Source organism: Helcococcus ovis (genome assembly GCF_004524775.2).
GTDB classification, from domain to species: Bacteria; Bacillota; Clostridia; order Tissierellales; family Peptoniphilaceae; genus Helcococcus; species Helcococcus ovis.
This window is the reverse complement of the sequence record NZ_CP119081.1, coordinates 785,718-799,034: the sequence shown is the minus strand read 5'-3', so window position 1 is coordinate 799,034 and position 13,317 is coordinate 785,718. Positions and strand designations below refer to the sequence as shown.

15 protein-coding genes and 3 tRNA genes are annotated in these 13,317 nt (G+C 26.8%); 2 read left to right on the top strand and 16 right to left on the bottom strand.

The features are described 5' to 3' along the window. The 13 genes from recJ to EQF90_RS03710 all read right to left on the bottom strand — a co-directional run bounded on the left by recJ (position 1) and on the right by EQF90_RS03710 (position 9,920). Positions 1-1,737: a single-stranded-DNA-specific exonuclease RecJ gene (recJ, locus tag EQF90_RS03770; RefSeq protein WP_134710630.1), complete on the bottom strand. Its 1,737-nt coding sequence runs from the start codon at positions 1,735-1,737 to the stop codon at positions 1-3. 51 nt (positions 1,738-1,788) lie between these two features. Further along, positions 1,789-2,412, bottom strand: a complete 624-nt coding sequence (gene yajC, locus EQF90_RS03765; protein ID WP_134710629.1) for a preprotein translocase subunit YajC — start codon at positions 2,410-2,412, stop codon at positions 1,789-1,791. After that, on the bottom strand, positions 2,413-3,534 hold the full coding sequence (tgt, locus tag EQF90_RS03760) for a tRNA guanosine(34) transglycosylase Tgt (RefSeq protein ID WP_134710628.1): 1,122 nt from the start codon (positions 3,532-3,534) through the stop codon (positions 2,413-2,415). 7 nt (positions 3,535-3,541) lie between these two features. Continuing rightward, positions 3,542-4,564, bottom strand: a complete 1,023-nt coding sequence (gene queA / locus EQF90_RS03755; protein ID WP_134710627.1) for a tRNA preQ1(34) S-adenosylmethionine ribosyltransferase-isomerase QueA — start codon at positions 4,562-4,564, stop codon at positions 3,542-3,544. Beyond that, positions 4,564-5,568, bottom strand: a complete 1,005-nt coding sequence (gene ruvB, locus EQF90_RS03750; protein ID WP_134710626.1) for a Holliday junction branch migration DNA helicase RuvB — start codon at positions 5,566-5,568, stop codon at positions 4,564-4,566. Before ruvB ends, queA begins: the two co-directional genes overlap by 1 nt. A 1-nt stretch (position 5,569) precedes the next feature. Next, positions 5,570-6,163 carry a Holliday junction branch migration protein RuvA gene (gene ruvA / locus EQF90_RS03745; protein WP_134710625.1) on the bottom strand — a complete coding sequence of 198 codons (594 nt, stop codon included), beginning with the start codon at positions 6,161-6,163 and terminating at the stop codon, positions 5,570-5,572. Between the two features lie 2 nt (positions 6,164-6,165). Next, a complete protein-coding gene (ruvC, locus tag EQF90_RS03740) occupies positions 6,166-6,660 on the bottom strand; it encodes a crossover junction endodeoxyribonuclease RuvC (RefSeq protein WP_134710624.1) in 495 nt (164 codons plus the stop codon). Continuing rightward, a complete protein-coding gene (locus EQF90_RS03735; RefSeq protein ID WP_134710623.1) occupies positions 6,657-7,373 on the bottom strand; it encodes a hypothetical protein in 717 nt (238 codons plus the stop codon). Before EQF90_RS03735 ends, ruvC begins: the two co-directional genes overlap by 4 nt. A 171-nt stretch (positions 7,374-7,544) precedes the next feature. Then, entirely contained in the window at positions 7,545-8,486 is a 942-nt protein-coding gene (locus EQF90_RS03730) for an L-lactate dehydrogenase (protein WP_134710622.1), read from the bottom strand. A gap of 174 nt (positions 8,487-8,660) precedes the next feature. Continuing rightward, positions 8,661-8,737, bottom strand: a tRNA-Arg gene (locus tag EQF90_RS03725). Positions 8,738-8,785: 48 nt separating this feature from the next. After that, a tRNA-Gly gene (locus tag EQF90_RS03720) sits at positions 8,786-8,860 on the bottom strand. Positions 8,861-8,864: 4 nt separating this feature from the next. Next, a tRNA-Met gene (locus tag EQF90_RS03715) sits at positions 8,865-8,941 on the bottom strand. Between the two features lie 775 nt (positions 8,942-9,716). Next, entirely contained in the window at positions 9,717-9,920 is a 204-nt protein-coding gene (locus EQF90_RS03710; protein ID WP_134710621.1) for a hypothetical protein, read from the bottom strand. Positions 9,921-10,288: 368 nt separating this feature from the next. Between EQF90_RS03710 and EQF90_RS03705 the strand changes: the two genes are divergently transcribed. Both EQF90_RS03705 and EQF90_RS03700 read left to right on the top strand, forming a co-directional pair. Beyond that, complete coding sequence (locus EQF90_RS03705; RefSeq protein ID WP_134710620.1) at positions 10,289-10,795, top strand: hypothetical protein; 507 nt, start codon at positions 10,289-10,291, stop codon at positions 10,793-10,795. 11 nt (positions 10,796-10,806) lie between these two features. After that, on the top strand, positions 10,807-11,241 hold the full coding sequence (locus EQF90_RS03700) for a hypothetical protein (protein ID WP_134710619.1): 435 nt from the start codon (positions 10,807-10,809) through the stop codon (positions 11,239-11,241). A 405-nt stretch (positions 11,242-11,646) separates the two neighbouring features. Here EQF90_RS03700 and EQF90_RS03695 read toward each other — a convergent pair whose 3' ends face one another. Genes EQF90_RS03695 through EQF90_RS03685 form a run of 3 tightly spaced genes read right to left on the bottom strand, consistent with a single transcriptional unit; the run spans position 11,647 to position 13,285 of the window. After that, positions 11,647-12,222, bottom strand: a complete 576-nt coding sequence (locus EQF90_RS03695) for a histidine phosphatase family protein (RefSeq protein ID WP_134710618.1) — start codon at positions 12,220-12,222, stop codon at positions 11,647-11,649. Further along, positions 12,222-12,788, bottom strand: a complete 567-nt coding sequence (locus EQF90_RS03690; protein WP_134710617.1) for a histidine phosphatase family protein — start codon at positions 12,786-12,788, stop codon at positions 12,222-12,224. The genes EQF90_RS03695 and EQF90_RS03690 overlap by 1 nt, the downstream gene beginning before the upstream one ends. Further along, complete coding sequence (locus EQF90_RS03685) at positions 12,785-13,285, bottom strand: GNAT family N-acetyltransferase (protein ID WP_134710616.1); 501 nt, start codon at positions 13,283-13,285, stop codon at positions 12,785-12,787. The genes EQF90_RS03690 and EQF90_RS03685 overlap by 4 nt, the downstream gene beginning before the upstream one ends. Positions 13,286-13,317 lie beyond the last annotated feature (32 nt).

Genomic DNA, 13,317 nt, shown 5'->3' with positions numbered 1-13,317 from the left:
TTACCTCATTGAGATTAAATTTAATTGAATACTCGTGTATCCGTTAAAAGTATTTTCTCCAATTTTATAAACTATATCATAATTTTTATTTTTAATTTTATATATATCATCAATATTAATTTCTAATTTATCAAGTATTTCATCAATTCTGAAATTTATCGCATCCAATAAAATGCCATCTTGCTCAAATTTAATCTTTAATACATTTTTATCTTTTCCAAGTAAAAATATATCTCTTACAAAAACATTTTTACTTGCAAATATGGGTTCAGAAAACCCATAACCGTATGGACTTAGCTCGTTTATTTGATTGATTAAGTTTTTATTTATATTTTTAAAATTCAAACAATAATCTAAATCGATTGACTTATTAAAATCATCCTCCACGAGATTGCTATCCAATTGAATTTTTTCATTAAAAGACTTTAATTTTTCTTTTTCTATACTCAAGCCACATGCCATTGCATGCCCGCCAAAAGCAACAAATTCATCCCTAAAATTATTAAATTTTTCAAACATATTATATGCACTTATACTTCTACCTGAGCCTTTTAGGATACCTTCATTTGAAGAATCAGTAAGAATTAATGTAGGCTTATTATACTTATCTTTTACCCTACCTGCAACAAGTCCACAAATACTTTCATGAATACTTGAATCATATACAACAATTATATCATTTTTATGGATATTTTCATATTCAATATTTTCAATTGCCAATTCTACAGATTTTTGAGTCATTTCTTTTCTTTCATCGTTTAATTCAACTAAGGTTTTAGAATATGTATTTGCCTCATCAATGTTGTCAGTTAAAAAAAGTTCAACACCCAATTTTGCTGTATAAATTCTTCCACTTGCATTTATAATAGGACCAATTAAAAAACCTACTGTGTATATATCTACCGGCTTTTCCCATTTAATTTCATTTAACAAGGATTTTATTCCTATATTATTAGTTTTATTTATAAGCCTTAACCCTTCGATAACTATTATTCTATTTTCATCAACGATTTTCATCATATCACAAACTGTCCCAAGCATTGCAAATTGAAGAAGAAAATATATACTTTTCTTTTCTAATCCAATATTTTTACCATACAGTTCAATAATTGCATCTATAAATTTATAAGCAACTACAGCTCCACATATATCATCAAAAGGATAATCATCATCCATTCTATGCGGATTAATTACCGCATCAGCATTTGGAAGATTATCAACTCCATCTATATTTACAACCTCATGATGATCAGTAACTATAACTCTAATATTATTTTTCTTTGCATAATCTATCGCTTCAAAAGCTGCTATTCCATTATCACATGTTATAATTAATTTAACATTATTTTCAATACAATCATCTACAATATTTTTATTTAATCCATAACCATCTTCAATCCTATCAGGTATTGAGTATAACACATTTTCATAAAATAATTTAATTCCTTTATAAAGTATTACAGTTGCAGCTACACCATCTTGATCATAATCACCGGAAATCATTATTTTTTCATTTTTCATCATAGAATCAAATAATACATCAACCCCCTTTTGCATATCTCTCATCAATAAGGGAGAATGTAAATTATCAATATTTGAATTAAATATGCTATCTATTTTATAAGCATCAGTTATGTCTCTATTAGCTAATAATATTTTTTGAAAACTTGTAATATTTTTTTTATCTTTTATTTTATTGTAATTTTCTATTTTATTTATTAAATACCAATTTTCCATAAAACTCCTATAAAAAAATGAAAAGTAAAATACTTTTCATTTTTCAAAATCCTAATTTCTTGGATCTATTAACACTCTTCTTTTTCCTAAATCCAGATTACTTAACACTCCTAAATATTCTAAATCTTCTACTATTTTATTTGCTCTTTCTTCATCAAGTCTAAATTTATTTTGTATGGAAATAACCTCTGTATCATTTTCAACAACAATAAACTCATATACATCTTCAAGTAATAAGTCATATTTTCTATCTTGATCTTTTTTAGCTTTTAACTCTTCAATTTTATCTAAAAATCTCTTATCATTGCCATAAGAAAAATCGCCAACAGGAACATTTGCAAATTGTGAGTTCGAATTATTAACACTACTTTCTTTATCATATGATACAATATGGCTCAGTGCCTGTTTTAAATATTCAATTTGTGTATTATTATTTCCGGTCTCAATAATAAATGTTTCATCTTTAACTTCTATAACCTTACCTTTTGCACCTGATCTTGTTACTACTATATCACCAACTTTTAATGCACTCATAGCCTGTTTAAATTCTTGTTGTTGTTTCTTTTGCGGTCTTATTAGTAAAAAGTAAAAAGCTATACCAATCAATGCAAACATAAAAATTGATGAAAATAGTTGTCCTTGTGGTTGTTGAGCTGCTAATAATAAATTTGACATCTAATCCTCCTTAGTATATCCATATTTTTTATAAAATTCTTCTTTATATTCTAAAAATCTATCCTCTAAAATTGATTCTCTTATATTTTCCATTAAATGTGTAAGAAAATACAAATTATGATATGATAATAATCTAGCTCCTAAAATTTCATTAACATTTACTAAGTGTCTAATATATGCTTTTGTATAATTTTTGCATGTATAACAATCACACTCCGGATCTAGTGGTGTAAAATCTTCTCTATATTTTGCATTTTTTATAGTAACTTTTCCATGAGAAGTCATTGCTGCACCATTTCTTGCAATTCTTGTAGGAAGTACACAATCAGCCATATCAATACCGGCTTCGACTGATTCAAATAAATAATCCGGCGTGCCTACACCCATATTATATCTTGGTTTATCTTCCGGTAATAACGGCGTTGTAAATCTAAGAATATCTATCATTTCTTCTTTTGTTTCTCCAACACTTAATCCACCTACCGCAAATCCTTGACAATTTCTTTTAATTGTTTCCTCAGCAGATTTTTTTCTTAAATCCTTAAACAATCCCCCCTGTACAATTCCAAATAATGCTTGATTTTTATTTGTATGAGTTTCTATACATCTATCCAGCCATCTTAAGGTCATTTCTAATGATTGTGCTACATACTCTTTAGTAGCTGTTGGATATACACATTCATCAAAAGCCATCATAATATCTGAACCAAGATTTTGTTGAATTTCAATTGATTTTTCTGGAGTAATCATTTGTTTAGATCCATCAATATGAGATTGAAATACTACACCTTCCTCAGTAATTTTATTAATGTGCCCTAAACTGAATACCTGAAATCCACCACTATCCGTTAAAATAGGTTTATTCCAATTCATAAATTTATGCAATCCACCTGCTTTTTTTACCAAATCATCACCTGGTCTTAAAAATAAGTGATAAGTATTACCTAATATAATTTGTGCACCTAAATCCTCTAATTCCTCCGGAGTCATTGCTTTCACTGTTGCTTTTGTCCCAACAGGCATAAATACCGGAGTTTTAATATCTCCATGCGGCGTATGTATAACTCCCGCTCTAGCTTCACACTGTGAAGATTTTTTCTCTAATTCATATTTTATTGCCATTTTTTACCTACTTTATTAACATTGCATCCCCAAAACTAAAGAATCTATAATTATTTCTTTTAGCTTCTTCATATGCTTCTAATATTCTTTCTCTATTATAAAATGAACTAATTAACATTATCAATGTAGATTTTGGTAAATGAAAATTAGTAATCATAGCATCTACAGTCTTAAAATTAAATCCAGGATAAATAAAGATATCTGTCCAATCACTATCAGCCTGAACTTTTCCATATTTTCTAGATATTGATTCTAAGGTACGAACCGATGTTGTACCTACCGCAATAACTCTATTCCCTTTATTTTTTGCTTCATTAATTGTTTCTGCATTTTCTTTGTCTAAAATATAATATTCACTATGCATTTTATGTTCTTCAATTTTATCATCAGTAACAGGCTTAAATGTACCCAAGCCAACATGTAATGTTAAATAAGCTAATTTAATCCCCTTATCTTTAATTTGTTGAAGCAGTTGTGTTGTAAAATGTAATCCGGCAGTTGGTGCAGCGACTGATCCATCATGTTTCGCATACACTGTTTGATATTTGGATTTATCTTCTAATCTTTCTGTAATGTATGGTGGCAGTGGAACATTTCCAATCTCATTTAATATTTCATTAAATATACCATCATATTTCATTTCTAAAATTCTATGACCTTCTTCAGTAATATCGATAACTTCTGCTTTTAATTTTTCATCAAAAATAATTTCACTACCAATTTTAAATTTTCTTCCGGGTTTTACTAAACATTCCCATTTTTTTTCTTCAATATTAGTTAATAAAAATACTTCTAAAGCTTCTTTTTTATCCTTTCTATGTCCAAATAATCTAGCAGGAATAACCTTAGAATTATTAACTACCAAAACATCTCCTTCATTTAAGTAGTCAATAATATCATAAAATCTCTTATGTTCAATTGTTTCATTTTTTCTATCTAATATCATAAGTTTAGATTCAGATCTTTTATCCTCAGGATGTTGAGCAATAAAAGAATGATCTAATTCGTAATCAAAATCTTTTGTATCCATTAATCTTCCTTATATGTAATCCCAAAATGATCATACGCTTTTTTAGAAAGCACCCTACCTCTAGATGTTCTATTTAAAAAACCTATTTGTAGTAAATATGGTTCATAAACATCTTCTATAGTGACAGATTCTTGTCCTGTCGCAGCAGCAATAGTATCAATACCTACCGGTCCTCCATCAAAGTTTTCAGCTATTATTGTAACTATTTTTTTATCAAGTTTATCTAATCCCATACTGTCAACTTCTAAAAAGTCTAATGATTTTTTTGCGGTTTTTAAATCTATACTTCCATCGCCCTTAATTTGAGCGTAGTCTCTAACTCTTTTTAATAATCTGTTTGCTATTCTTGGTGTGCCTCTTGAACGTCTCCCTATTTCTTTAGCGGATTCTTTATCTATACCTACATTTAATATATCTGCTGATCTCTCAATAATATGAGACAAATCATTTTCATCATATAAATCTAATTCAAGTAATACACCAAATCTATCCCTTAATGGAGATGAAAGCATACCTGCTTTAGTTGTAGCTCCTATGAGAGTAAATTTTTCTAAATCAATTCTCAAGCTTTGTGCTGAAGGTCCTTTACCCACGATAATATCTAATGCAAAATCCTCCATTGCAGAATATAAAACTTCCTCAACAGTTTTATTAATTCTATGAATTTCATCAATAAAAAGTACATCATTTTTATCTAAATTAGTTAAAATACTTGCAAGATCTCCAGGTCTTGAAATTGCAGGTCCTGAAGTAACTTTAACCTTTACACCCAATTCATTTGCAATAATTTGCGACAAAGTAGTTTTACCTAAACCTGGAGGTCCTTGTAACAATACATGATCTAATGCATCATTTCTTTTTTTTGCCGCCTCAATAAATACTTTAAGTTTATCCTTTATTTTATTCTGCCCTATGTATTCACGAAGCCATCTAGGTCTTAAAGAATATTCACTTTTTTCTTCATCATTCAATAAACTCGAACCTACTATCCTATTTTCTGACATATTACATCCTCTTTAACGCAGCCTTTACAATATCTGATAAATCCATATTTTCAATATTTAATCCCTTTAATGAATTTTCAGCATCCATTTTTGTATATCCTAAATTCATTAATGCTTCAATCGCAAAGTCATAATCTCCGGAATTTTGAATATTTACTTTTGGATTAGAAATTGTTGGAATATTGTTTATTTTTTCTATATCTATTTTATCAGATAATTCTAAAATAATCCTGCTTGCACTCTTTTTACCAATTCCGGGGGCTTTTGATATAGTATTAATATCATTACCTATTATAGCTAATTCTATCTCATATACAGTTAGAGTGGACAAAATAGACAACGCAGCCTTTGGTCCAATTCCAGATACCTGTTTTAAATTTAAAAACATTTCTAAATCATCAAAATTTTCAAAACCATACAATAATACAGCATCATCTCTCACAACAAATTCTGTATAAATCTTATATGTATTATTTTTGATCAATGTAGAAATGTTTTTTTGCGACATAAATATTTTATAGCCGATATTATTCGTTTCTAATACAATATAATCTTCTCTTAATATTTTTACTTCACCAATCAAATATGAAAACATAACTACTCCATTTTATATAAATCTTTAAGTTTACCACTAAAACTATGACATATCGCTATAGCTAATGCATCTGCTGCATCATCAGGTTTTGGAATATCCTTAAGATTTAAAATTCTCTTAACACTTTCTTGAACTTGTTTTTTTACAGCTCGTCCATATCCAGTTAATGCTGTCTTTATTTGTAAAGGAGTATATTCATATATTTCCAAATTATTTACCTTAGCAGCAAGTATTTCAACACCTCTTGCTTGACTAACGTTTATAAACGTCTTTGTATTTTTCTCATGAAATAATTTTTCGTAGACGACTTCAGTAGGTTTATATTGCTTTATAATTGCATTTAATTCATTAAAAATAATTTCCAACCTATCTTGAGTTTTAATATTAGCATCTGTTTGAATACTTCCATATTCTAACATACTAATCGTATTTCCATCTTTTTTTATTATTCCATAGCCAACAATTGCAATACCGGGATCTATACCTAAAATAATCATCTATATCTTCCTAATACACAATCATTTAATGCACACCAAAATTGATTAAAATATGCTTCATTAATGCTTCTGTTTATATAAAATTTAGCTTTATTATAAATGTGAAGCAATTCATTAATTGTCAAATTTTTACCCTCAAGAGTTAAAATATTTGCATTATTTGTATCTACTACAACTTGTTTATCAATGTAAAAGTTTATTCTAAAAAATTTTTTCTTAATATTTTTATCTAAGAAATAATTGACATTAACTTCATTATTTGCGATTATTTTACTCTTCATAAAATCATCTTTTATTTGTTTCTTAAAATCAATAACAGCTGTGTCTTTTGAATTTTGCAATAAAAGTCTCATATTATTTAATTCTGAAGGATTATATAATTTTAATGCGATTCTCTCCAATTGATCAATTAAATCTTCACAATAATACGCATTTGTATATGCTTTTATTGAAAAAGCAAACTCCAGTCTACTCAAATCTTCACTAACCATTTTACTAATAGCATCAACTATTAGCTTTTTATCTTTTCTACCTCTTATACTTCTTCGCAATCCTGTTAATAATGCTTTAGTTACGTCATATTTAGGCGTGAAATTATTGCCAACATTTTTATTTTCAAGCCAAGATAGCAATAAATAAATTGAATCTGGATCTTCATTATATAAAAACTGATATTCAAGACTTTTTTCAAAATCCAAACTATTCTCTAACATCACTATCCCCTCTCAATAATTTTGCAATTAAAATTATACTATAAAATCTACATAATTTCCACGTAAATATTACAAAAATATTAAAGATTTTTGAATAAAAAAAAGCCCTTGAACTATTCATCAGTAGTTCAAGGGCTTTTTAAATTATTATTTTATTTAAACATTTTAATATTATTTTTTATAAAAACTTTTTTCAATAATATCTCTTAATGTTTTTGCAGATGCATTCATTCTTTCCTGTTCATTATCATTTAATGAAATTTCTAAAACATTTTTCACACCATTTGAATTTATAATTGCTGGCACTCCAATATATAAGTCTTCTTGTCCATATTCTCCCCTTAAATATGATGATACGGAATATATACTATTTTCATTATTTAAAATAGCTTGAGCAATTTTGGCCATAGCTACTGCTATTCCATAAAATGTAGCACCTTTTCGATTTATAATTTCATACGCCGCATCTCTTACCTTGTCAAATGATTGTAGTAATGTTTCTTCATCAACTTGATTATGTTTTGTCCATTCAGCTATTGGTAATCCACCAATATTTGCATGTGACCATACCGGAAATTCACTATCTCCATGTTCACCCATAATGTATGCATGAATTGACTTAGGATCTACTTTTGTAATTTCAGCTATTTCTTTTCTTAATCTATTTGAATCTAAAACTGTACCTGTACCAATTACTCTATTTGCATTAAATCCTGAATATTTCCATGTAGCATATGTCATAACATCAACAGGATTACTTGCTACTAAAAATATACCATTAAATCCAGAACCTACTACACTTGTTACAATATCCTTAAAAATCTTTAAGTTTTTATCAACTAATTGCAATCTTGTTTCACCAGGCTTTTGTGGAATACCCGCTGTAATAACAACTATATCAGCATCATGACAATCTTCATATGTCGCCTTATAAATATCTTTTGATGCAGTAAATGCTAAAGCATCGGATAAATCCATCGCATCACCTTCAGCCTTATCGGCATTCAGATCTATAATACCCAATTCTCTACCTACTCCTAAAATTGTACAAGCAAATGCAAAACTTGAACCAACAGCACCATCTCCTACCAATATAATTTTATTTTTTTTCATATCCACCTCCTTAAATTTATTTATCTTAAATTACTTATATAGTTATAATACATCTAACAAACTCAAATGAATGTGAGCAATATCACAACTGATAATTTTCTAACCTTTTGTTATATTATATCAAAAATACTTATAAAACAAAATAAAAAAGACTAGATATAATCTAATCTTTTTTGGCGTGTCGTAAAGGATTCGAACCCTCGACCTTCTGGTCCGTAGCCAGACGCTCTATCCAGCTGAGCTAACGACACAAATATTAAAATAATAAAAAAAGCACCAATTACACAATTGATGCTTAGTGGAGCGGAAAACGAGATTCGAACTCGCGACCCTCGCCTTGGCAAGGCGATGCTCTACCACTGAGCCACTTCCGCAAATTGGTAGCGGTGGACAGATTTGAACTGCCGACACTACGGGTATGAACCGTATGCTCTAGCCAACTGAGCTACACCGCCGTTTTTTAGCAACATAGATATAATAGCATCTTCAAATTAAAATGTCAATACTTTTTTTATAGTTCTAAATTTATCTTCAAAAAACTCTAATAATATATATGTGAAACAACTACTATTTTAGTACCAATATTTATAATTTATCCCCATGAATTTTTTGAATAAATTAATACTCTATATACCTTAAGCTAAGATATTTAGAAGAATTTTTAATTTTTTTTTAAAAATAGAAAAAAATTTACAGCCATTGAATAAATGCTACTATAGTGCCATAATCTTCTATATTACCTTAATCTTCTATTATTACCTTAATCTTCTATTATTACCTTAATAAATGAAAAATTTTATAGCATATTTCTAACAACAAAAAACAAGCTCATTTACAAATTTATTCAAGCTTTTATGCCCTTAACATGAATATCCCACTTATAATTACAGGTAAATTCTTTTGAAAATCATGTATTATAATAATTTTTTTATATTACAGGTAAAAAAGGTTAAAAATAATCATGTATTACAAATATTTTAACAATTTACATGAAAAATTTTACAAATCACTGTTTTACATACATGTAATTATTACATTATTAAAATTTACAGGTAGTAGTTTATAAAAAATTTACCTGTATATTTGAATAAACTCCTATTTACATGATTTATAGCTATCATAAAATCGGAACATTTTTTGAAACGAATACTCGAAAAAATTTACATAATTTATCTTCATAATAATCGGAAGTTAATTTCCAATTTTATGCAATTTCATATAGAATTGGAACTACTCTTCCAATCCCCCCTTTTTATATTTAATAAAAAGAACTATTGATACAACTAATGTGATAAACTCCAAAACTATCATTGCATACCAAATTGAATTAACTCCAAATATTGATGGAATGATGTTTACACTCAAAGCAACTAAGACATATCCTCTTAAGATGCTTATAATAAAATCTTTTCTTGGAGTTCTTACTGAAGTCAAATATCCCCCCTGTAACTATGTTAAGTCCTAGTAACAGTAGTACAAATATATAAATTCTGTTATTGATTTTCCTTTGGAATCTTATTAAAATTTCGTCAACAGCTTAATAAATGGAATAAAAACTTATCTCTCCGATTTAAAGTGATAAAAGTTTCAAATATTTTTTTATAAAATTCCAATATACTTAAAATCTCCTTTTCTATATAAAAATATATATTATATAAATAAATAAGAAAACTTTTTCTATTGAAAAAAAATAAATAAATGATATTATATTATTGTAAATAGTATATATAATAAATATGGAAATGTGGAATAAGAAAAGGTTCGCAATTTAGTAGTTAAAAAATAAAAAGGGGGAAGATGATATGTTTAAGAAAATAACATTAATATTATTAATATGTACTATATTAGTGATATCAATAAATACAGCAAAAGCAAATAATGTAGAATTAATAGATGGAGAATATATAAAAGACGATATGATAATAGGAAATACAATAAAAACCCCAGCTCATAATAATGGTGAATTAAAGCCTTTTTCACTAAGGTCTAATGAAATAAGTTCTCCTAATTATGCTATATCTACAGAAACTCTCCAATTTATCTATGATGGATACTTGCAGTTTAGAGCAATTTACAAAACAAAATCATCAGATGGATATGGATTAGTTGCGAATAGAAATGTAAGACAAGGTTGGATAGACTACACAAGACAAGGAAGTAGTGTTATAGGAGGTAGAAAATATACTGAACACGCAGCAAACATACATGATACGAATTTATATTCAGTTAGTGCAAGAGCTTATGATAGTCTTATTCCTTTAGAAAAATATACAACCTATTTTGAAAGAGGATGGTATTATTTTCAATAGAAAGGTTTATTATGAAAAAAACAATTATTATTATAATTTTAATAATGATAACTATTACTGGATGTAACAAAAAAAAAGAATTATCTATAAATATAAATTTAGATTTAGATGATAAAATCTATATGATTTCTTATGAATATTACATAAATAATAAAGTATCAGGAGGTTCTTCTATAACAAAGTCTAATTTTAAGCAATTAGGAAGTAGTGTAAATTTTAAAATAAAAAGCAGAAGTCCTTATAAGATAAAAGAAAATGATAAAATTAAATTCAAATTTTATTTAACTAAAGACATTGACAAGGCAAAATCGTCAAACATTATATTAGAAGATAATTTATCGACTAATATTACTGAAGAATTAATAATCGATTTTAATAAGGAATATAACTTTAAAATATCAGAAAATTCGAATAAAAAATTAGAAGTCGTTTATTTAAATAATTAAGACCAGATACTTATAATTTCCTGTTATTTTATACTATTTTCAACTATCGTTACAATCTAGACACTTTGTATAATATATAGTTAATATATTTCCTAATTCTTCAATGGTAAAAAAATTTAATGATACTTAAAAAACTTATAAGAACAGTAATAGCTCAGATAAGAATGTAATATAAAAAGCAAAAAAGTATGCAAAATTGCGTACTTTTTCTTAATGTAATTAACACAATGAGATACTAAGCCATAGCTTTTAAAACCTAGCCTAGCACCATATTTTTATGTTTAAATCAAAAAGTCAGATAGTATTAAATGTTAATACTTTTTTATAAATAATTCTTAATTAATTTTGTAAAAGAATAAAATATTATCTCTATTTTGAATAACTAAATACTTTATTGAAATACACTTAAATATTTACTATTAAAGTCTCAGCATTATTAATTTTATAATTTATACACTCCTGTTCTGAAAGATTTAATAATATCTTCAGAAAAACTCTGATCGTATATAAATGTGCAACAATAACGATTTTATTGTAATTCTTATCTTTAATTTCTTCCCAAAATAATCTAACCCTATTTTCAACATCGGCATAATTTTCTCCACCAGGTGCTTTGACTACAAAACTATGAGCAAAATGTTTTAATTCTTCATCATAAAAATATTTTGAATATTCAGGATGTATTTTCAATTCTTTAACTAATTGCCCCTCAAAAGCTCCTAAAGATCTTTCTCTAAGCCTTTTATCAACAATAATATTTTCTGATGATGTGATAGCTAATGCTGTATCATAAGCACGAATCAAGTCTGATGAATATAGTTTATCAAATCCCTTAAAAATTTCATTATCTATTAGTTTTGACACTTGCTTAATTCCAAGTTCACTAAGTGGTGTATCAAATTGTCCTGTACATATGGTATATTCATTTTTATTTAATTTATTTGCTTCACTTTCGCCATGTCTAACAAAAATTATTTGCATTAATCCTCCAAATCTATAAATTTATAGTTTAAAAATTTTCCTAAGTCATTAAACTCAAACTTTAAAATAAAAGGCATTTTATTTTTAATTTTATTAAATTCATTTATATCAAATTTTTTATCAAAATAATTTATAATGGTACTTATAGATGTCCCATGCCCCGAAATAATTATATTATAATTATAATCATTATTAATTAGATTTTTCAACGCTTGTATATTTCTTTTCTGAACTTGAAGCAAACTTTCTCCATTTTCTAACTTATAATTAAAATCTTCCCATTGCTTAATTGAAAATTCATTAAAGTTTTCAACCCATTCACCAATTTTTCGCTCCCTAAAATCATCAATTAAAATTATTTTCAAATTTTTATCTATACTACATAATTTAATTGTATCTATAGTTCTTTTATATGGGCTGGAATAAATTTTATCAATTTTTATATTACTAAAAAAATTTACAATTTTTTCTCTATCTTTTAGACCTTTATCACTTAATTCTCTATTAACTTCATCATGATTATTAAAATTTGGCTGAGCATGTCTTACAAAATATATATTACTCAATTTTTATACCTCTTAATATTAAAATTGTATCCATCAATTTTTTCCGCTTTAATAATATCAAAATCATCTTCATTAAAATCTTTTCTAATTGTGATAGTATTTAAGCAATCATATCCTAATTTATTGTATAATCTCATTGCACTTAAATTTCTTGCTGCAACCTCTATATATAAAGATTGTGAATATTCTTTAACATATTTTTCTAATTTCTTAATTACTTTACTTCCAATTCCATTATTTTGATATTCTTTAATTATAAAAATATCTTCTAACCAATCAATTTTAGCTCCTCTATTTCCAAGATGCACAAATCCAATATAATTTTCTTCAACTTTTACTAAAAATAATTTGTGACCATTATCAGTCCAATTTTTATAATCAGCCTCTATTTCTATATTATCAAGGAAAACACCATTATGCTCTTTCCAAAATTGTTTTATAAGAAAACATGATATTTCTATTAATTTTTCGTTTGCTTCAATTAATTCTATGTTCATTTTAATTATTTCCTTTTATACTAAAAATAATT

Excerpts from the sequence above, each read along its gene's own strand:
- recJ (WP_134710630.1), bottom strand. The coding sequence starts at position 1,737 with ATGGAAAATTGGTATTTAATAAATAAAATAGAAAATTACAATAAAATA.
- yajC (WP_134710629.1), bottom strand. The coding sequence starts at position 2,412 with ATGTCAAATTTATTATTAGCAGCTCAACAACCACAAGGACAACTATTT.
- tgt (WP_134710628.1), bottom strand. The coding sequence starts at position 3,534 with ATGGCAATAAAATATGAATTAGAGAAAAAATCTTCACAGTGTGAAGCT.
- queA (WP_134710627.1), bottom strand. The coding sequence starts at position 4,564 with ATGGATACAAAAGATTTTGATTACGAATTAGATCATTCTTTTATTGCT.
- ruvB (WP_134710626.1), bottom strand. The coding sequence starts at position 5,568 with ATGTCAGAAAATAGGATAGTAGGTTCGAGTTTATTGAATGATGAAGAA.
- ruvA (WP_134710625.1), bottom strand. The coding sequence starts at position 6,163 with ATGTTTTCATATTTGATTGGTGAAGTAAAAATATTAAGAGAAGATTAT.
- ruvC (WP_134710624.1), bottom strand. The coding sequence starts at position 6,660 with ATGATTATTTTAGGTATAGATCCCGGTATTGCAATTGTTGGCTATGGA.
- EQF90_RS03735 (WP_134710623.1), bottom strand. The coding sequence starts at position 7,373 with ATGTTAGAGAATAGTTTGGATTTTGAAAAAAGTCTTGAATATCAGTTT.
- EQF90_RS03730 (WP_134710622.1), bottom strand. The coding sequence starts at position 8,486 with ATGAAAAAAAATAAAATTATATTGGTAGGAGATGGTGCTGTTGGTTCA.
- EQF90_RS03705 (WP_134710620.1), top strand. The coding sequence starts at position 10,289 with ATGTTTAAGAAAATAACATTAATATTATTAATATGTACTATATTAGTG.
- EQF90_RS03700 (WP_134710619.1), top strand. The coding sequence starts at position 10,807 with ATGAAAAAAACAATTATTATTATAATTTTAATAATGATAACTATTACT.
- EQF90_RS03695 (WP_134710618.1), bottom strand. The coding sequence starts at position 12,222 with ATGCAAATAATTTTTGTTAGACATGGCGAAAGTGAAGCAAATAAATTA.
- EQF90_RS03685 (WP_134710616.1), bottom strand. The coding sequence starts at position 13,285 with ATGAACATAGAATTAATTGAAGCAAACGAAAAATTAATAGAAATATCA.